Below are 19,163 nucleotides of genomic sequence, written 5' to 3'. Positions count from 1 at the left end.
CCACTACGTTTGACAGAACCGCGACGGCTCACGCAATGGACACATTCGAATGGCGCGCGTTTCGCGCCGAAGATGCAGCAGCGCTCGCCGTGCTGTTTCGCGCTGCGATCAGCGCGCTTGCCGCCCCAGACTACGACGCGGCGGCGCGCGACGCATGGGCGTCGGCCGCCGACGACGTGCCGGCTTTTGCCGCGAGGCTCGCACGCGGCGTGACGCTGGTGGCTTGGCGCGAAGGCAGGCCGGCTGCGTTCGCACAGCTTTATCCAGCCGACCATGTCGAGATGCTGTATGTGGCGCCGGCTCATGCGCGGCAAGGCCTCGCGGCAGGCTTGCTGATGCGTCTCGAAGCCGCGGCGCGCGCGTCCGGCGCAACGAAACTCAGCGTCGACGTAAGCCTCAGCGCGCGCCGCAGCTTCGAGCGAGCGGGCTTCGAGATGCTCATTGAGGAGCGCGTGCAGCGCAACGGCGTATCATTGGCGCGTTTTCGCATGCGGAAGCCGCTCGACGCGGCTCACACTCAATCATGATTTCATCGATACGTTCATCTTTGCTGCGCCGTGCCGCGTTCGTGGCCATCGTGTTCGGCGGGCTTGCAGCCTGTCAGAAGAATGACGCGTCCGCCGGGCAGGTTGCCGGCAAGCTCAACGACGCAGCCCAGGTCGCCGGTCAGAAGCTCGATCAGGCCGCCAGCTACGTCGGCCAGCAGGTCGACGCGACCAAGTCCGCTGCGCAGCAGAACCTCGATTCCGCCTCGGCGCCCACGATCAATATCGACCCCAACGCACTGGCTTCGACCGCGCAGGCCAATCTGCAGAGCGCGGCGAGCGCCACCAATGCGCAACTCGGCAAGGCCGCGTCGCTGACCGGGCAAAGCCTCGAATCGGCGGGGCGCAAGCTCCAGGAATGGTCGGCGCAGAGTTCGGCATCGTCGACGAATGCTGCGGCTTCGTCGTCATCGGGCGAGTCGAGCGATGCACAGAAGCAGATGGACAAGTGATATGCCGGCCGGAGTGCGTCGTCGTTTGACAGTCGGATTAAATGTAATTACTATGGTTACACATTGTCGTCGCCGGGCGGGTTTGCTGTGAACACGAGTAGCCGGTTTGCATTCGCGGTGCATGTGCTCGCGCTGCTGTCGTTGCAGGAGGGCGCGCCGCTCTCGTCGGACATGATCGCGGGCAGCGTGAATACGAATCCCGCGCTGATCCGGCGGCTTCTGAGCATGCTGGCAGAGGCGGGGCTCACTACCTCGCAGCTCGGCGCGGGCGGCGGCGCGCTGCTGGCCCGAGCCCCTGACCAGATCACGCTGCTCGAGGTGTACCGTGCGGTAGACGACGCGCAGTTATTCGCGTTGCATCGCGAGGAGCCGAATCCGGCATGCATGGTCGGGCGCAACATCCAGGGCGTACTGCGCGGCATCATCGACGAAGCGCAGCAGGCCATGGAGGCGGCGCTCGGTGCGCGCACGCTGGCCGACGCCACAGCTGACGTGGTGCGTGCCGAGAAGCAGCGCGAACGCAAGAAGCGCTCGCACGGGTGACGTAGCAAAATAGCAGTACGGAAGGGCGCGTGGTGGTCGATCGAAGCACGCGCCTCGCAACGAACGGGGGCTCAAGCCCCTCTTTTTTCCGCGTTATATGTAATCGATGTGGTTACATATATGCTAACGACAGGAGCATTGAAAATGAGCAAACAGTTGAAGATCGCGTTGTTCGGCGCCACCGGCATGATTGGTTCGCGGATCGCCGCCGAAGCCGCCCGCCGCGGGCATCAGGTGACAGCTCTGGCGCGCAATCCGGCGCGCGTGCCGACCGATGTGGCGAACCTGAAAGCGGCGCAAGCCGATCTGCTCGACGCCGCGAGCGTCGGCGCGGCGGTGCGCGGCCACGACGTGGTGGCGAGCGCCTATGCGCCGCCGCCAGACGATCTCGCGGCGCTCGACAAGGCGACTCATGCGCTCGTCGAAGGCGTGCGCGCGGCGGGCCTGAAGCGCCTCGTCGTGGTGGGCGGCGCGGGTTCGCTCGAAGTGGCGCCGGGCAAGCAACTGGTCGATACGGAAGGCTTTCCGGACGCCTACAAGCCGATCGCGCTCGCGCATCGGAAGGTATTCGACTACTACCGCGGCGTGACCGACCTCGACTGGACTTGCTTCGCGCCGGCCGCGATCATCGCGCCGGGCGAGCGCACCGGCAAATTCCGCACGGGCGCGAACACGCTGCTGGCCGACGCCGAGGGCAATAGCCGCATTTCCGCCGAAGATTACGCGATTGCCTTCGTCGATGAACTGGAGCAGGGCCATTTCATCCGTCAGATCGCGACCGTCGCCTATTGAGCGTGAAACGAGGCTGAACCGGCCGCGCGCGGCCGTTACAAGCGCGACGTCAGGACCCACGCGCGGTCCTCACAACGTTTGAGCGCGCGCAAGCGTCCTAACATTCGGTTACGCAAGTTCGGTCGCTCCCGATAAAACTGCGGATACACTGGCGTCTCCCGTTTTCTTACGGATTGCCATGCAGTCATGCCCGTTGCGGCGTGAGTCCGAGGCTGCGCCGTCCAACGGCGGGCAGCCGGCGACCCACGCCGTCTTTCATTTTTCTTCCGACCGTGCCGCATGCGACGCCCGTCGCGGCGCGCGCCCGCAACTCGCCGCGCGGCTCGGCGCATGGGCGGCCGCGGTCTTTGTCGCGCTGATCCTGTGTGTCGGCTGGCTGCCCGCGAAGGCGCTTGCCGCCGGCGCTGCCACCGGCACGCCCGTCATTCCGGCCTTGCAGAGCCTGATCAACAGTGCGACGGTGACGGCGACGCCCGCGTCTTCGGCCTCGGGCGCTTCGGCGGCGGAGGCGGCGTCCGCGCCGTCGCCGGCGAGTCAGGCGGAACTGGCGCGCTCGCTCGACAGCGTGATCTCCACGCTCGACAACGACCGCCAACGCACCGCGCTCGTCGCCCAGCTCAAAAAATTGCGCGACGTCTCGCAAACGGTCGCGCCGCCCGTGCCCGCACAGCCGAGCCCGGGCTTGCTCGGCGCGATCGCGTCGGGCATCGCGTCGTTCGAATCCGATGTGCATCAGGGCCGCACGCCGGTCCGCTATTGGGGCGGCCGCTTCAACGCGGCCGGCAATGAGCTCTACACGATCATCTCGGGGCAGGGGCACGAGAGCTTCGGCCGCATTCTGTTTTCCATGTTCGCGATGCTGGCCGGCTGGGGCGCATGCGCCGGCGCGCTGATCTATGTGCAGCACCGGCTGTACCGGCGCTTCGGCATCGTCATGGGACTCCAGCCGAATCCCACCACGCGCGAACTGTTGATTTTCGCGCTGCGCCGTGTCGGACCCTGGATCATCGCCTTCCTGGCCGCGCTATTGTTCGTGCGCGCCATGCCCGATGCGCTTGGCCGCACGCTCGGCATGGTGGTCGCGTATGCGATCGTCGCGGGGGCGGTGTTTTCGGCGATCTGTCTGATCATGTTTTCGCTGTTCGGCTCGGGGCATCGGCGGATCGCGGTGCGCCTGCTGATCGATCATGCGCGGCGCGTGCTGTTCGTGGTCGGCGTGTGCGGTGCGCTCGGCGACGCCGCCGTCAATTACGACGTCGCGCATCAGCTCGGCTCGAACCTCGCCGCGTTGATTTCGACGGCGGCCAACATGACGGCCGCCGTCCTCACCGGCTATTTCGCGCTCGCGTTTCGCCGGCCGGTCGCGCATCTGATTCGCAACCGGCCTTACGAACAGCGCACCAATCACAAGGCCGCGACCGACGCCTTCGAAGTGCTCGCCGCGTTGTGGCACGTGCCCGTGCTGGTGCTCGCTACCGCGTCGGTGGTCGCCACGCTCGGCGGTTCGGGTTCGAGCGAAAACGTGCTGCAGATTTCGGTGGTGACCGCGGCTCTGCTGGTGCTGGCGTTCTTCCTGTCGGCTATCGTGTTGCGCCTGACGCGTCCGCGCAGTGCGCGCGCGCGTCGCCGCTCGCCGTATCTCACGCGCTTGCTGCGCTTTTTCGGCACGCTGGTGACGCTCTTCATCTGGCTGTTTTTCTTCGAACTCGCGGCGCGTTTGTGGGGTGTGTCACTCGCCGCGGTGATCGAGGAAAACGTCGCGGCGCGCGGTATCGCGCACGCGGTGACGGCGATCGTCGCCACCGTGTTCATTGCCTGGCTGCTGTGGATTCTGGTCGACACGGCGATCACCGAGGCACTCAATCCGGCCGGGCCGCGCAACAAGGCGCGCGCGCCGAGCATGCGCGCCCGCACGATGCTGCCGCTGGTGCGCAACGTGCTGCTGGTCTCGATCATGACGATCGCCGGCATCGTCACGGCGGCGAATCTCGGCATCAATGTCACGCCGCTGCTGGCGGGCGCCGGCGTGATCGGCCTCGCAATCGGCTTCGGCGCGCAGTCGCTCGTGACCGACCTGATCACGGGGCTGTTCATCATCATCGAGGATACGATTTCGGTGGGCGACTGGATCGACGTGGACGGCGGCCATGCGGGCACGGTCGAGCATCTGTCGATCCGTACGGTGCGGTTGCGCGACGGCCAGGGCGCGATTCACGCGATTCCGTTTTCGCAGATCAAGATCGTCAAGAACCTGTCGCGCGACTTCGCCTATGCGGTGTTCGAAGTGCGCATGTCGTTCTCCACCGACGTCGATCAGATCACGCAACTGATTCGCGAGGTCGGCGCCGATCTGATGGCCGACTTCCGTTACCGCCGTGAGATGCTCGGACCAATCGAGGTGTGGGGACTGGACCGTTTCGATCCGAACTGGATGGTCGTGAAAGGGCAGATCAAGACGCGGCCGTTGCAGCAGTGGAGCGTGGCGCGCGCCTTCAATCTGCGTCTGAAGCGCAAGATGGACGAAGCCGGCATCGAGATTCCGGTGCCGCAGATGCGTGTGTACACGTCGTCGAAGGATAGCGAAGGGCAGCCTTTGCAGGACGACGAGGTGTCGGGATTCGCTCCGCACCCGCATGAGCATGCGCAGACCGGAGCGGCGTCGGCGGCGCGGGCCGTGCATGCGCCGCTGGCCGTGGCGCGCGATGTGTCGCATGAACCGCGGCCGGCGCCGCCGCCGACCGGGCAAACGGCGCCGATTCCGCCGCAGATTCCGACGGCAGGCGAGGTGAGCGGGAAGACTTGATGGCGCACGCGGTGCGTGGCTTTTGCGGGAGGGCGCGAGGCGTCGGCCTCGCGCGTCACTGCGTCACTAGATCGTCAGGCACGGAGTGCGGGGCAGCCGCGCCGCATCGTTTCAGGTCAGCGCCGGCACATCCGCCGCGCGCACGATGTCGTTGACGTGCGTCGCGATCTGCGCGCCCGCGACGCCGTAAATATGCAGCGAAACGGCCGGGGCATCGCTGCGATTACCCAACTGATGAATCCCGCCGCGGCCGCCTCGCACGAACGACACCGCGCCTGCGTTGCGCGCTGACGTACGCGTGGCGCTCGCGCAATGCTGCGCGCCGTTCCATTCGAATACCGTCTCGCTCAGCGCGCCATCCACCACCGCATAACCGCACCACGTGTGATGCGCGTGCACGGGGCTCGCCTGTTGCGGCAGCCACACCAGCGCCGCGATCGCATAACGGCCGTGCGGATCGGCAGCCAGCAGATGGCGCCGGTACTTCTCGACCGAGCCCTCGCGTTGCGCCGCCGTGAGCAAATCGGGGTTTGCCGCGGCGTCGGCGAGCGCGGTGCGCATGCTGCGGGCGAAGAACGTCGAATCCGACGGTTCGCGGAAATGGGCGCAGGCGTCGAATATCGCATCCAGGGCACCGCACAGGCGCGTGAGCGGCGCGTTGCGCCCGGCGCGCAACAGCATGTCCACCGGCTCACGCGAACCCGCCTGAGCCGTTTTAACAGGCTGCACGCGTTGGGCTGGGAGGCCTTCGGGGGACGCAGAGCGGAGGTCTTGACTCATGATCGTTGGGCAGCGGCAGACTGCTTATCGGTTATTTTCGGATAGCGATATTTATACCGGTTTGCCCGGAGAAAGAGTTTCCATATAATTCCCCTTGGAATCTGAAAAGTAGAATAATTTCCTATGGGGGTGTCACGATGGGAATGGATATCATCGACCGGAAGCTGCTGGAGTTGCTGCAGGAGGACGCGACCATGCCGATCGCCGAACTGGCGCAACGCGTGAACCTGTCGCAAACGCCTTGCTGGAAGCGGCTGCAGCGTCTGAAAGAGGCGGGCGTGATCCGCGCGCAGGTCGCGCTTTGCGACGCGCGCAAACTCGGCGTGGGCACGACGGTGTTCGTCGCGGTACGCACCAACCAGCACACGGAGGAGTGGGCGCGAACCTTTACGCATGCCGTGCAGGAGATTCCGGAAGTGGTGGAGGTGTACCGGATGAGCGGCGAAACCGATTACCTGCTGCGCGTGGTGGTGTCCGATATCGACGACTACGACCGCGTCTACAAACTGCTGATCGCCGCCGTGCCGCTGTACGACGTGAGTTCGAGTTTTGCGATGGAGCAGATCAAGTATTCGACGGCGCTGCCGGTCAGGCCCGCCGTGGTGAGGTAGGGGGACAGGAGGCGGGTGCATCGTTTGCCGTTCGTCAGACAGCGAACCGTACGGCACGCCTGGTCAGCCGTTGAAGCTTCCGGCAAGCTCGCGCGCCTAGGCCACCGAGCATGCCCACTGCAAGCCGTGTGCAAGCTCAGTGGGCGTAGAATGCCGCCTTCCCAGACACCATCCGCGACTGCCTCGCGAACCGAGCCCGCCTCATGAACAAACCGCCGCGCAAGAAGAACCCGACCTTTGGCATTGCCGTCTTCATCGTGGTCGCGGTATTGCTGGTGATCGCCACACTCTTCTATAACGCCATCAAGGAAAAGCACGATTTCGAGAGCCAGAACGCACCGGCGCCGTCGATTTCGTCCGAAGCGGCGGCAGCGGCCAACGCCGCGAAGCCGGCAAGCGGCGTGGCTCAGTAAGACAGCGAGTACATCGGTTGGAGCGTCGCGCTCAATGTGCCGGCGAGACGCTCGCCGTCATGCAGACGGCCAATCCATCTAAAAAGCTAAAGGCACGCCGACCGCACGAGGCGCAATGTCGGCCCACGCAGTTTCACTCGTCCGGCAGGCGAATCACGCTCGCATCCTTGCGAATCTGCGCTGCCGCCGACAGCATCTGCTTACATTGATGCGCGAGCAACTTCATGTCATGCACGGCATCCGCCGAATAGCCCGGCGACTTCTCCGTTTCGACCACCATCGCATCGAGTTCGCGGCCCAGCAGTTTGATCTGCTCGTTCTGATCGGCGGCCGGCGCGGTGCCGGTTTCAGCTTCGGTAAGATTGTCGCGCACGACACTCAGCGCACGTTGCAGAGGCTGTAGCGAGACGCCTTCGACCTGCTGTTGCGCCGAGGTGCGCAAGAGCGGCGCGGCCGCGGTGATCTGCGAGGCGAGCACATGGCTGCGCACCAGCAGGCCGTTCAGTTCCGGTACGAACTTCTGCGCGGACTTCGGCTCGAGCATCATGCGCTGAAAGGCCTGGCCCAGATTGGCGAACGCGACGTGAACATTCTTGCGAGCGAGCCGGTAGCGATAATCGCGATCGAGCGCGGTCGCCGCGGCTGCGGCGGCAGCGGAGGCGCCGGCGGCCGGCTTCGCGGTCGGGTTGCTGACCGTGGTCGTGCCCGCACTGGCGCCGGCGTCGGCAATGGGTTTGGTTGTTGCATCGGTAGTCACGGCGGTCGCGGCGTTTGCGCTGCCGCTCGCAACGCTGCTTGTGCCACCGCTTGCACCTCCGCTTGCACCTCCATTAACCGTCGCCAGCACCGGCTTGGCAAAGTCGATCGCCGGATCGGCCATCGCCGCCGCCGGGGCCCGCGCGCCGGCTTCGGTCACGGTGGCGACCACGGCGGCGGCCGGCTTGCCGCTCCACCACCAGCTTGCTTCCAGATACTGGCGAGTCGCGTTGATCATGTTGTTGACGAGCTTGCCCATCAAACGATATTCCCAGTACGGGAACAGGTGGCTCGCCGCGATTGCGATCGCGCAACCCACCACGGTATCGATCGCGCGTTCGCCGATGATGCGCATGCTGCCCGGCGCGAGCAGATGGAACATCAGCAGCACATACGACGAGGTGAACACCACGCTCGCCGTGTAATTGAACAGCAGCAGGCTGTAGCTCATCACCATCGACGCGAACATCACGACCAGCAGGATGTGCGGTTCCTTGACGAAGATCATCAGCGCGATGCTCGCCGCGCAGCCGATCAGCGTGCCGACGATCCGCTGCCCGTTACGCTGTTTGGTCAGCGAATAGCCCGGCTTCAGAATGATGACGGTGGTCATCACGATCCAGTAGGCGTTGGTGAGCGGCAGCAGGCGCCCGAGCCAGAAGCCCACGGCGACGGCGATCGTCACGCGCAACGCATGGCGGAAGCTCGGCGAGGCCATCGTCAGGTTCGAGAAAATCTGCCCGAACGGCACGCGCCGGCTCGACACGAATCGTGTGAGCGCCTGGTCGAGGCGCAATTCGGTCTCGGTCGTGCTGGGTTCGCTTGAGAGACTCTTGCGCATCTTGTCGATCAGACGCGTGGCGCTCCAGACGCGCCGGAAAGTCGATGAGATGGCCGAATAAGCCTCGTGGTTTTTTGCCGGCAGATCCTGCTTGCGCATCAGGTCGATTTCGAATTCGATGGCGCGCAATTCCGCCTTGACGTTCACGCGCCCACGCGGCGCATGGTTTTGCAGCACCGCAAGCCCGATCTCCTCGAGATCGGCTGCCGCCTTGCGGATCAGATCACGGTAGAACACCAGCAGATCGGAGCCGCCGAACGTATTGCGCACCAACGGGTAATCCGTATGCGCGCCGACGAACAGTTCGTGCAGATCGACCGTATTGATGAACAGATTGAACAGCATGGCGCGGCGCGGTTCGAGCTTGCCGCTCTTGAACTTGGGCAGATTGCGCAGCACGATGTCGCGCGCGGCGTCCTGGCGATCCACCGCGGTGATCTGCTTGTCGACCAGATTGCGATAACACTCGTCAAGATCGTTATCGAGGTCGTAGAACTCGGCGCGCGCCAGCAGATAGTCGGCGCACGCGAACACGCTTTCGGCCAGCGCCTGCTGCTCGATGCGATGCATCATCCAGCGGCTCACGAAGGTCGACCAGTAGGTGTACCAGAGGCCGCCAACCAGAATCCACGACGCATTGACGAGCGCCTGCATCGGCGTGAAGCGCTCTTCCAGCGTCATGATCATCATGAACAGCGTGGCAAAGCTGATCTGCGGCCAGCGGTTGCCGTACACGACGATCAGAGACAGCAGAAAGGTGAGCGGCACGACCGTGCACCACAACGCCACCGCGTTCACCGTGGCGAGCCCGGTGGCGAGCGCGGACAGGAAGCCGATCACCGTGCACGCCAGCATTTCGTTGTGCTTGTACTTGAGCGGGCCCGGCATATCGACGACACAGGCGCCGAGCGCGCCGGTCGCGATCGTGAAGCCGAGTTCGCGATCGTGAAACACGATCAGACACAGTACCGCCGGTAACGACACGCCGACTGCGATGCGCAGGCCGCCATAAAAGTACTGGCTGTAGAGGAATTTTTTTATTTCAACCGAATAGCGCATCGACTGCCTGGATTCCATTCACTGAGAAAACCGCGGTTGAAGGGGCAGACCCAAACTGCCGTCGAGTCTAACTGATTTTATGGCTGATCTGACCTCGTCCGTTCGGCCAGGTTCTGCCCTGGGGATGCGTTTGTTATGCTGTCGCTTCAATGTCAGTCGCGGCCTGGGCGTTCCGCCCGCGCCGCCCGCAAGCCCCGGGATCCATGCTCCAGCTCTTCTACTCGAATCGCTACGAAACCCTTGTCGGCGCGCTGCTCGACGACCTGGCACAAGCGCCGTCCGATCCCTGGACCGCGCAGCCCGTGATCGTCCCGAGCGCGGCGGTGCGGCGCCGGCTCGAGCTCGATATTGCCGCGCGCCAGGGCATCTGCGCGAATGTCGACTTTGGTTATCTCGCGCAATGGCTGTGGGCGCAGATCGGCGGCGTGATCACGGTGCCGAAGCATTCGCCGTTCGCGCCGGACCGGCTCGTGTGGCGCTGCTACCGGCTGCTGGGCCAAGTGGACGATGTGGACGAAGCGCTGCCCTGGAGTGCGTCGCCGCGTCTGCGCACGTATCTCGATGCGGCGGACGCTTCGATGCGCTACGAACTCGCGCGGCGCGTGGCGACCGTGCTCGACCACTATCTGACCTATCGCCCGGAGTGGCTGCTGCAATGGCAGAAGGGCGGCTCGATCTTCGCGAGCGGCGCGGCTGACGATACCGGTCCGCGCCTTGTCGGCGCGAGCGAAGCGGCGCGCGAGGACGAGCGCTGGCAAGCGGCATTGTGGCGAGCGGTGCTCACGGAACTGTCGGGCGACGCGCAAACACCCGCGGCCGCCTTGCCGCCTGCTTACCGTTTTCTCGACGAAATCGGCACGCTCGATCTCGAGGCGATCTCGAACGCACAGTGGCCCGAAGCGGTCAGCGTGTTCGCGCTGCCGACCATGCCGCCGTTGCACGTGGCGCTGCTGCGCGCGCTCTCGCGCTGGGTCGACGTGCGGCTGTACGTGATGAATCCGTGCCGCGAGTTCTGGTTCGACGTCGTCAGCGCGGGGCGCGTCGAAGCGCTCGACGCCGCCGGCCAGCTCGACTATCAGGAAGTCGGCCATCCATTGCTTGCCGAGTGGGGCCGCCAGACTCAGGCGCAGTTGCACATGCTGCACGAGTTGACCGAGAGCGCCGCTTCCGGCGAGACCGGCGATTTCACCGGGAATCCGCAACCGAGCTGGCTTGCCGCCGTGCAGAACGGCATTCTCGATCTGCGCGACGAGACCGATGCCGACGAACTGCCGATCGAACGCGGCATCGAAGTGCACGTCTGTCACAGTCTGTCGCGGCAACTCGAAGTGCTGCACGATCGCCTGCTCGGCTGGTTCGATGAGTTCGACGATCTGCAGCCGTCCGACGTACTGGTCGCCGTGTCCGATCTCGCGGCGGCCGGCCCCTTGATCGACGCCGTGTTCGGCACCACGCCGCCTGGCGACACGCGCCGCATTCCGTACCGGATCACCGGCTTGCCGCCGTCGCAGGCCAATCCGGTTGCGCGGTTGCTGCTCGATTGGCTGGCCTTGCCCGAGCGCAGCGTGGGCGCGCCGGATCTGATCGAATGGTTGCGCGTCGACGCGATTGCCGTGCGTTACGGAATCGACGCCAGCTCGCTCGAAGCCGCGCAGGAATGGCTCGCCGCAGCCGGTGCGCGTCGCGGGCTCACCCCGGTCGAGCCGACGGGCGAACACGTGCCGATCGCCCGTCATACGTTCGCGGATGCGCTCACGCGCCTGTATCTCGGCTATGCGATGCCGGAGGGCGGCGAACCCGTGGACGCCTGGCTGCCGATCGAAGGCGCCGGCGGCTCGGATGCGGAATTGCTCGGCCGCCTGTCGCGTTTCGTCGACGACATCGACAGCTTCGCGGCGAATTGCGCAATCGAGCGCGCGCCTGCCGAGTGGACGCAACTGCTGCTCGAAACGCTCGCGCAATGTTTCGACGGCGGCGTCGAGTTCGCCGATTCGCTCGCCGCCGTGCGCGACGCGATCGACAAGATGGGCGACGCGATGCAAGCCGGCGCGCAAGAAGTCGCGCTGCCCGCCGCGGTGGTGCGCGGCGCGCTCACCGAAGCGCTCGACGACCCCGCGCGCGGCGGCGTGCCCTGGGGCAGCGTGACGTTTTCGTCGCTGACCAGTTTGCGCGGCTTGCCGTATCGCGTCGTCTGTCTGCTCGGCATGGACGACGGCGTGTTGCCGAGTCTCGCGCGCGCCGACGAGTTCGATCTGATGGCCGCGTTCGGCAAAGCCGGCGACCGTCAGCGCCGCGACGACGAACGCAATTTGTTCCTCGATCTGCTGCTCGCGGCGCGCGATCGTCTCTTCATCGCTTATACGGGTCGCAGCATTCGCGACAACGCGCCGTTGCCGCCCGCCGCGCTGGTCGATGAATTGCTCGACCATCTCGCGCAGGTGTCGGCGGGCGAGGGCGCGAGTCCCGCCGAAGTCGAGAGCGCGCGGCATGCGTTCATCGTCGATCATCCGTTGCAGGCGTTTGCGTCGGACTATTTCTCGTCGCAATCCGAGCTGTTCAGCTACGACGCTGATCGCGCCGAGCTGGCCACGTTGCTGGCTGCGCCCACGCATGCCGCTGCGGCTCCGTTCTTCGATCGACCGTTGCCGCCGGAAGAGCCGGCGCCGATTGCCTTCGACGAATTCGTGCGTTTCTGGCGTCATCCGGCGCGGGCGCTGTTGCGCGACCGCCTGGGCATCGTGTTGTCGGAAGCACAAGGCGAATTGCTCGATACCGAGCCGTTCGACCTGGATTACGCGGGGCGCGATGCATTGGCGGACCGCCTTTTGCCCGTGCTGCTCGACGTGGATACGGACGACGACGTCGTGTTCGAGCGCGTGCGCCGTGTGGCGGCGGCGAGCCCGGAATTGCCGGGCGGCGCGACTGGCGCGGTGTGGCGAGCGCGCGAGCTCGGTGCGTTGCGTCAGCTCGCCGACAGCGTGCGTCGCGAGGTGGCTTCGGGTGTCGAGCGTTTGCCGTTCGTGCTCGACATCGCGCCGCGCTGGCCCGCGAGCGAGGAGCTTGCCGGTGCGCTGTTCGGCCCGCATGACGCGCTGCTTCGGCAAGGCGCCGAAACGCCATTGCAACTGCACGGCAGTCTGAACCTGCTCACCGAAACAGGACAAGTGATTTTCCGCTACGCCAAACCTACCGCACGCGACTATCTGTCGGCATGGCTCGCGCATCTGGTCTATTGCGCCGCGCAGCCGGACGGCCCGCGCCGCACCGTATGGCATGGCAGCGGCGAGAGTTTCGAACTCACGCCGGTCGCTGCGCCGCTCGACGAACTGGCGCCGCTCGCCGCGTTGTTCAAGGCAGGCCGCATGCTGCCGCTGCGCTTTTTCCCGAAGAGCGCGTGGACCAAAGTCAGCGAAAGCGATTCGGCCGCGCAGGGCGTCTGGATCAACGACCGCGTGCGTGGCGAGTCCGACGATCCCGCCTTGCGGATCGCATTGCGCGGCACGCCGCTGTCGCTCGACGAGCCTTTCGGCAGCCTCGCCGCGATCGTGTTCAAACCACTCATGCAACATCTGCGGAGCGCGTCATGAGCGGCGCCACGAAGCATTACGCGCTGGTCGCCGAAGAACTCGACGTGTTCGCCTGTTCGCTCGACGGCGTAAATCAGATCGAGGCTTCGGCGGGCACCGGCAAGACCTGGAATATCTGCGCGTTGTACGTGCGCCTGCTGCTCGAAAAGAACCTGAACGCGGACCAGATTCTCGTTGTCACGTTCACGAAGGCGGCGACCGCGGAATTGCATGAACGCATTCGCGGGCGTCTGGCCGAACTGCACCGCGCCATCGAAATGGATGACGACGGCGGCGATCCGTTCGTCCGCCGTCTCTTTGAAACGACGCTGGGGCCGGAGCGGGGCATCGAGCGCGAGGACGCCTTGAAGGTGGTGAGGCGTGCGTTGCGCACCTTCGACCAGGCGGCGATCCATACCATCCACGCATTCTGTCAGCGCGCGTTGCAGGAGGCGCCGTTTGCCGCCGCCATGCCGTTCGCCTTCGAAATGGAAGCCGACGACGCGGCGTTGCGCTTCGAAATGGCGGCTGACTTCTGGCGTGAGCAGGTGGAACCGGTAGCGCATGCGCATCCTGCGTTCGCCGCGTGGCTGGTGGCCAAACGCGCCGGTCCCGCTTCACTCGATGAACAACTCGCGCGGCGTCTGAAGAAACCGTTGGCGCAGTTGCGCTGGGGCAAGGTCGACGCGAGCGGCAATGGCACCGATCCGCAAGCTGGTTTCGAAGCTGCTTGCGACCTCTGGCAAGCGGAGCGCGATGCGATTGTGAGTTTGCTGACCCAGGCGCAAGACCGTCTGAGCAAGACCTCGCATAAGCCCGATCATGTGAGCGCCGCGATCGCTGCATGGACTGAGTACTTCGCGCAGGGCGACTGCCATGCGCCGCCGCCGAGGGCCGCGTTGAAGCTGACGGCCTCGGCGTTGAAGAAGGCCACCAAGGTCAAGTTCGAGCCGCCCGAACATGCGTTCTTCGAGCACGCTGAAGCGCTGGCGGCAGCCGTGATCGCGGCCGAAGCCGCGCAACGCGCGCGCTGGCTCTCGCTCGTGCAAACCTGGCTCGACTACGCGCCCGCCGAGCTGGTGGCGCGCAAACGCACGCGCCGCGTCGTCTCGTTCGACGATCTGCTGTCCAATTTGTACCGCGCGCTCGCGGCGCATCCGTGGCTTGCCGATGCGTTGCGCACGCGTTACCCCGCAGCGCTGATCGACGAGTTTCAGGACACCGATCCGCTGCAGTTCGCGATCTTCAGTCGTATTTTCGCGCCGGCCGGTCCGCTGTTTCTGGTTGGCGACCCGAAGCAGGCCATCTACAGTTTTCGCGCGGCGGATCTGCACACCTATCTGGCGGCGCGTGAGGCGGCCTCCGCGTGCTACACGCTGGCCGTCAATCAGCGCTCGACCGCGCCCATCGTCGAGGCTTGCAACCGGCTCTTCGAAGCGAATCCGCAAGCGTTCGTGCTGGATGGCCTCGACTATCAACCGGTGCGTGCGGGCGAACGGCGCAGGCTGCCGTTTTCCGATCCGGACACGAGCGCCGGCGATTTCCGTATCTGGACCTTGCCGCAAGGCGACGCCGCGCTGACCAAACGCGAGGCTCAGCGCGAAGCGAGCGAAGCGTGTGCCGCCGAGATCGTGCGGCTCCTGCGCGGTGCGCGCGAAGGCGTGGTGACGATCGGCGATGCGCCGCTCGCGCCGGGCAACATCGCGGTGCTGGTGCAAACGCATAAGCAGGGCAGTCTGATCAAACGCGTGCTGGCCGCGTGGGGTGTCGGCAGCGTGGAGCTGGCGCAGGCGTCGGTGTTCGCGACGCTCGACGCCGAGCAGATCGAACGGGTGCTGGCCGCCGTCGATACGCCTGGTGATCTGCGCCGTCTGCGCGCCGCGCTGGCGACCGACTGGCTGGGCCTCGACGCCGCGGCGCTGTGGCGTCTCGAGCAGGTCGCCGACGCGCCATCGGTCGCCGACGATCCCGCGCACGCCGCCGACGCGATGGGCTGGGTCGAACGTTTTTCGCGCTACCGCACGCTGTGGCATGAGCGCGGCTTCGCGGTGATGTGGCGCACGCTGATGCGTGAGCTGCGCGTCGCGCAACGGCTGGTTGCCGCAGCGGACGGCGAGCGGCGCCTGACGAACGTGAACCACCTGGCCGAACTCGTGCAGGCGCGCGCCGCGACGCAGCCCGGTATCGCGCCGACCTTGCGCTGGCTCGCCGCGCAACGCACCCAGGGCGGTGGCGACGACGCGCAGTTGCGGCTCGAGTCGGATCGCAACCTCGTGCAGATCGTCACGGTTCACAAATCGAAAGGGCTCGAATACGCGGTGGTGTTCTGTCCGTTCCTAAACGACGGCGCGTTGCGCGAACCGCCGTCGTCCGGTTTGCCGGATGCGCGCGAGTATCACGACGAGACCGGCGATGCGGTGCTGCACTACGGTTGCGACGACGCGGAGGCCGAGCATGCGTCGCGTTACGCGGTGCGCGAACAGGCGGCGGAACGGGCGCGGCTCGTCTACGTTGCGTTGACGCGTGCGGTGTACCGCTGCTATCTGGTCGCCGGCACGTATCTGTCGTCGCGCTCCAGCAAGGAGTCACGCCGCAGCGTGTTGAACTGGCTCGTGGCCGGTGGTGGTCATGATTTCGGCGACTGGCTCGCCGAGCCGCCCGACGAAGCCGCGTTGTCGGCGCGCTGGCAGGCGCTGGCGGGTGGCCCGATCACGTTGCAGGCGCTGCCTAGGCCGCAGCGCCGCGTGCCGCTCGAAAGCCTTCAGGACCGCGGCGCGCGAATGCAGGCGCGAGCCAACCGCAGGCCGTTGCGCGATCAGTGGCGCATGGCGAGTTTCAGCGGCCTGATCGCCGCCGGCAGTAAAGCCGAAGAAATGCATGCGCCGGCGGAAGAGGTGCGTCCCGATCACGACGAGATTGCCGATGCGCTCGTCGTCACGCCGGCACCCATGCCACAGGCGCCGGCCTACGATGAAGACGACATCCTCGCGTTTCCGCGTGGCGCCGCTGCGGGCGATTGTCTGCATCGCATGTTCGAACTCGCTGATTTCACCGAGCCGCACACATGGACCGACGCCATCCGCGGGGCGTTGCGCGAGCGTCCGGCTCCGGCTGTGCCTGAACTCGCCGCACGCTTGCCGGCGATGATGCACAACCTGCTCAGGGACGTGGTCACTGCCGAACTGCATCCCGGCATGACACTCGCCAAACTGAACCCGCGCCGGCGGCTGAACGAACTCGAGTTTCTGTTCGCGGCGCCGTCGCTCGATTTCCCCGCGTTGCGTGAACTTCTGATCGAACACGGCTATCCCGACGTCGCACTGGAACCCGGCGTGTTGCGCGGGTTCGTCAAAGGATTTATCGACATGATCGTCGAGCACGACGGACGGTTCTGGATCGTCGACTGGAAATCGAACCATCTGGGCGACACCGCCGCCGACTACGCCGCCGCGCCGCTCGAAGCGGCCATGGCGAGCCACGCGTATCACCTGCAGGCGCTGCTTTATACGGTCGCGCTGCATCGTTATCTGAAAACGCGGGTGCGCGATTATTCGTACGACACGCACATCGGCGGCTATCTGTATCTGTTCGTGCGCGGCGTGCGTCCGCATTGGCGCGACGCCGACGGACCGGCGGGCGTGCATATGCGGCGCCCCGCATTCGAGCTGGTTGCGCTGCTCGACGCGGCCATGATCGGGGGTGTCGCATGAGCGCGTTCGAACAGAGCACATCGGCGCCGCCAGAGCTCGACGACATCGGCGTGAATCTGCCCGCGCCGGCGGATTTCAGTATCGCGCTCGCCGAAGGTTTCGCGCGCCGCATCGGCGCGCTGGCGCGGCGTGGCGGCGCGTCGGCTGAGGCGGTCAAGTGGGCGGCGCGGGGTGCATTCGCCGCGAGCCGCGCGACGGCTGAAGGGCACGTGTGCGTGCCGCTTGCGGTGCTGGCGCGACGCTTCGAGGCGTCGAGCGCCGAAGCTCGCGCGGCCTTGTTCGCTAGCGGCATGGCGAGCGATGGTTCGCAAAGCGCGGCGGCGTTGCGGCCGCTGGTGGTCGATGGGCAAGGGCGCTTGTATCTGGCTCGCTATTACGACTACGAGCGGCGGCTTGCACGCGCGCTAGTGGCGCATGCGGAGGCGGGGGCGGAAGCGGGCCAGCGGGCGGAGGCGCGGACTCGTGCGCTTGACACTGCGCACGACGATTCTCACGCGGGATTGTTTGCCGGCGCTGACGCCGATGCGCGTACAGGCGCGAGAGCGAGCGCTGCAGCCAACATTGCCGCCGACGCTGGCGCGGGTGCGGGAACCAGAGTGAACACGAGCGCGAGCCCCGACGCCCAACCCCTACACGAGCGTCTCCTACGCTATTTCGGTCCGCCCAAAGACAACGAAGTCGACTGGCAACGTGTCGCGGCGGTCATGGCGCTGTCTGGGCAACTCACCATCGTCAGCGGCGGACCCGGTACTGGCAAGACCACCACCGTGGTCGGCGTGCTTGCCTGCCTCCTCGATGCGCGTGCGGATTTGCGCATCGCACTCGCGGCGCCCACGGGCAAAGCCGCACAGCGCATGCAGGAGGCCTTGCTCGCGCGCGCCGGCGATTTACCGCCTGAACTCGCGGCGCGTTTGCCGCAGACGTCGTACACCCTGCATCGTTTGCTCGGCTCCGGGCCGGGAGGACGCTTCCGGCATCATCGGGACAATCCCTTGCCTTACGACGTCGTCGTGATCGACGAGGCGTCGATGATCGACGTCGCCATGGCCGCGCATCTGCTCGACGCCATTGCCCCGCAGACGCGTCTCGTGATGCTCGGCGACAAGGACCAACTCGCCGCCGTCGAGGCCGGCGCGGTGTTCGCCGAACTCAGCGCGCGTCCGGCTTTTACGCAAGGTGGTTTGCGGCGGATCGCCGAGGCGCTCGGCATCGACGAGACAGGGCTTACGCAGGCATTGCCGGGTGCATCGCGGGGCTTCGGCGCGGACCCTGCCGATATTTTCGCGCAACCCGATGCGCCGGACGACGATCTGTTCGCCTATACAGGTTCGCCGGATGCTTTCAATGAACCACCGGCGAGTGACCTTTTCGAAAGCGCAGCACCACCACCGACATCCGCCTCATCCACGCAAAGCCCGCTCGCCGATTGCGTCGTCTGGCTCGAGCGCAACTATCGGTTCGGCCTGGAGTCGCCGATCGGCCGACTGTCGCTCGCGATTCGTAACGGCTCGGCGAGCGCCGCGCTCGATGTCCTGCACACCGAACCCACGGAAACTTGCGCTGCAGCGCTTCACGAAGATACGCAAGCGACGCTTGCCGAGCGCACCGTCGCACGGCTCGCCGCAGGTTTCGCGCCCTACGCCGAGGCGCTTGCCACAGCGCTAGCAGCCGAAACGCCTGACCCATTGCCGCTGTTCGACACGTTGAATCGTTTCCGCATTTTGTGCGCGACCCGCTCCGGGCCACGCGGCGTCGATCAGGTGAACGCGGTGATGGCGGCGCAGGTGCGGCGCGCGGCGGGTGTGACGCTGGCAGTGGGCGCGCAGTGGTTCGCCGGGCGTCCGGTAATGGTGACGCGCAACGATTACGCGCTGGGTCTCTTCAACGGCGATATCGGCATTGCGCTGCCGGGCGCGAGCGGCGCGTTGCGTGTGTATTTCCGGACCGGCGACGGCGGTTTGCGAGCGGTGTCGCCGGCGGCGCTTCCACCGCACGACACCGCGTTCGCGCTCACGGTTCATAAGTCGCAAGGCTCGGAGTTCGAGCACGCGGTGCTGATGCTGCCGTCGGTATTCAGCCGGGTGTTGTCGCGCGAACTGGTGTACACGGCGATCACTCGCGCGCGAGAACGGGTGGAAGTGATCGGCGGGCGCGCAGTGCTGGCGCAGGCAATTGCGACGCCGACACAACGCGACTCAGGGTTGGCCGCGCGGATAGCGGAGGTGTGGCGCGGCGGTAAATAGTAGGTGCGGCTAGCGCGGGCTGCCTGGCAGCCCGATCACGCAAATTGAG

12 protein-coding genes are annotated in these 19,163 nt (G+C 65.9%); 10 read left to right on the top strand and 2 right to left on the bottom strand.

The features are described 5' to 3' along the window. The first annotated feature begins 35 nt into the window (after nt 1-35). The 5 genes from P0D73_RS05235 to P0D73_RS05215 all read left to right on the top strand — a co-directional run bounded on the left by P0D73_RS05235 (nt 36) and on the right by P0D73_RS05215 (nt 5,135). The gene (locus P0D73_RS05235; protein ID WP_408280419.1) at nt 36-527 is read left to right on the top strand and encodes a GNAT family N-acetyltransferase; all 492 of its coding nucleotides are present in this window, start codon (nt 36-38) and stop codon (nt 525-527) included. After that, a complete protein-coding gene (locus tag P0D73_RS05230; RefSeq protein WP_132374969.1) occupies nt 524-997 on the top strand; it encodes a BCAL1086 family glycoprotein in 474 nt (157 codons plus the stop codon). Before P0D73_RS05235 ends, P0D73_RS05230 begins: the two co-directional genes overlap by 4 nt. An 87-nt stretch (nt 998-1,084) precedes the next feature. Then, nucleotides 1,085-1,540, top strand: a complete 456-nt coding sequence (locus tag P0D73_RS05225) for an Rrf2 family transcriptional regulator (RefSeq protein ID WP_408280423.1) — start codon at nt 1,085-1,087, stop codon at nt 1,538-1,540. A gap of 144 nt (nt 1,541-1,684) precedes the next feature. Next, the gene (locus P0D73_RS05220) at nt 1,685-2,332 is read left to right on the top strand and encodes an NAD(P)-dependent oxidoreductase (RefSeq protein WP_408280425.1); all 648 of its coding nucleotides are present in this window, start codon (nt 1,685-1,687) and stop codon (nt 2,330-2,332) included. 178 nt (nt 2,333-2,510) lie between these two features. Continuing rightward, nucleotides 2,511-5,135, top strand: coding sequence for a mechanosensitive ion channel domain-containing protein (locus P0D73_RS05215; RefSeq protein WP_408430144.1), 2,625 nt, complete (start codon nt 2,511-2,513; stop codon nt 5,133-5,135). Between the two features lie 111 nt (nt 5,136-5,246). Here P0D73_RS05215 and P0D73_RS05210 read toward each other — a convergent pair whose 3' ends face one another. Continuing rightward, a complete protein-coding gene (locus tag P0D73_RS05210) occupies nt 5,247-5,816 on the bottom strand; it encodes a cysteine dioxygenase family protein (protein ID WP_408315107.1) in 570 nt (189 codons plus the stop codon). A gap of 236 nt (nt 5,817-6,052) precedes the next feature. Here P0D73_RS05210 and P0D73_RS05205 point away from each other — a divergent pair, with 236 nt between their 5' ends. Both P0D73_RS05205 and P0D73_RS05200 read left to right on the top strand, forming a co-directional pair. Continuing rightward, the gene (locus P0D73_RS05205) at nt 6,053-6,526 is read left to right on the top strand and encodes an Lrp/AsnC family transcriptional regulator (RefSeq protein WP_132376926.1); all 474 of its coding nucleotides are present in this window, start codon (nt 6,053-6,055) and stop codon (nt 6,524-6,526) included. A 203-nt stretch (nt 6,527-6,729) separates the two neighbouring features. Beyond that, the gene (locus P0D73_RS05200; RefSeq protein ID WP_408175779.1) at nt 6,730-6,939 is read left to right on the top strand and encodes a hypothetical protein; all 210 of its coding nucleotides are present in this window, start codon (nt 6,730-6,732) and stop codon (nt 6,937-6,939) included. A gap of 133 nt (nt 6,940-7,072) precedes the next feature. Here the strand turns inward: P0D73_RS05200 and P0D73_RS05195 are convergent, their stop codons facing one another. Further along, complete coding sequence (locus P0D73_RS05195) at nt 7,073-9,595, bottom strand: FUSC family protein (RefSeq protein ID WP_408430262.1); 2,523 nt, start codon at nt 9,593-9,595, stop codon at nt 7,073-7,075. A gap of 203 nt (nt 9,596-9,798) precedes the next feature. Between P0D73_RS05195 and recC the strand changes: the two genes are divergently transcribed. The 3 genes from recC to P0D73_RS05180 are packed head-to-tail and all read left to right on the top strand — an operon-like array spanning nt 9,799 to nt 19,114. Continuing rightward, nucleotides 9,799-13,182, top strand: coding sequence for an exodeoxyribonuclease V subunit gamma (recC, locus tag P0D73_RS05190; RefSeq protein WP_408430141.1), 3,384 nt, complete (start codon nt 9,799-9,801; stop codon nt 13,180-13,182). Beyond that, nucleotides 13,179-16,871 (top strand): exodeoxyribonuclease V subunit beta, encoded by a 3,693-nt coding sequence (recB, locus tag P0D73_RS05185; RefSeq protein ID WP_408430138.1) that lies wholly within the window; start codon nt 13,179-13,181, stop codon nt 16,869-16,871. The genes recC and recB overlap by 4 nt, the downstream gene beginning before the upstream one ends. After that, a complete protein-coding gene (locus P0D73_RS05180; RefSeq protein ID WP_408430135.1) occupies nt 16,868-19,114 on the top strand; it encodes an AAA family ATPase in 2,247 nt (748 codons plus the stop codon). The genes recB and P0D73_RS05180 overlap by 4 nt, the downstream gene beginning before the upstream one ends. Nucleotides 19,115-19,163 lie beyond the last annotated feature (49 nt).

This window comes from Paraburkholderia sp. RL18-101-BIB-B (genome assembly GCF_046026985.1).
GTDB lineage: Bacteria > Pseudomonadota > Gammaproteobacteria > Burkholderiales > Burkholderiaceae > Paraburkholderia.
Note: the sequence above shows the minus strand (reverse complement) of the source record. Positions and strands in the feature narration are given on the sequence as shown.

Excerpts from the sequence above, each read along its gene's own strand:
- P0D73_RS05195 (WP_408430262.1), bottom strand. The coding sequence starts at position 9,595 with ATGCGCTATTCGGTTGAAATAAAAAAATTCCTCTACAGCCAGTACTTT.
- recC (WP_408430141.1), top strand. The coding sequence starts at position 9,799 with ATGCTCCAGCTCTTCTACTCGAATCGCTACGAAACCCTTGTCGGCGCG.
- recB (WP_408430138.1), top strand. The coding sequence starts at position 13,179 with ATGAGCGGCGCCACGAAGCATTACGCGCTGGTCGCCGAAGAACTCGAC.
- P0D73_RS05210 (WP_408315107.1), bottom strand. The coding sequence starts at position 5,816 with ATGCTGTTGCGCGCCGGGCGCAACGCGCCGCTCACGCGCCTGTGCGGT.
- P0D73_RS05215 (WP_408430144.1), top strand. The coding sequence starts at position 2,511 with ATGCAGTCATGCCCGTTGCGGCGTGAGTCCGAGGCTGCGCCGTCCAAC.
- P0D73_RS05205 (WP_132376926.1), top strand. The coding sequence starts at position 6,053 with ATGGGAATGGATATCATCGACCGGAAGCTGCTGGAGTTGCTGCAGGAG.
- P0D73_RS05200 (WP_408175779.1), top strand. The coding sequence starts at position 6,730 with ATGAACAAACCGCCGCGCAAGAAGAACCCGACCTTTGGCATTGCCGTC.
- P0D73_RS05230 (WP_132374969.1), top strand. The coding sequence starts at position 524 with ATGATTTCATCGATACGTTCATCTTTGCTGCGCCGTGCCGCGTTCGTG.
- P0D73_RS05235 (WP_408280419.1), top strand. The coding sequence starts at position 36 with ATGGACACATTCGAATGGCGCGCGTTTCGCGCCGAAGATGCAGCAGCG.
- P0D73_RS05220 (WP_408280425.1), top strand. The coding sequence starts at position 1,685 with ATGAGCAAACAGTTGAAGATCGCGTTGTTCGGCGCCACCGGCATGATT.
- P0D73_RS05180 (WP_408430135.1), top strand. The coding sequence starts at position 16,868 with ATGAGCGCGTTCGAACAGAGCACATCGGCGCCGCCAGAGCTCGACGAC.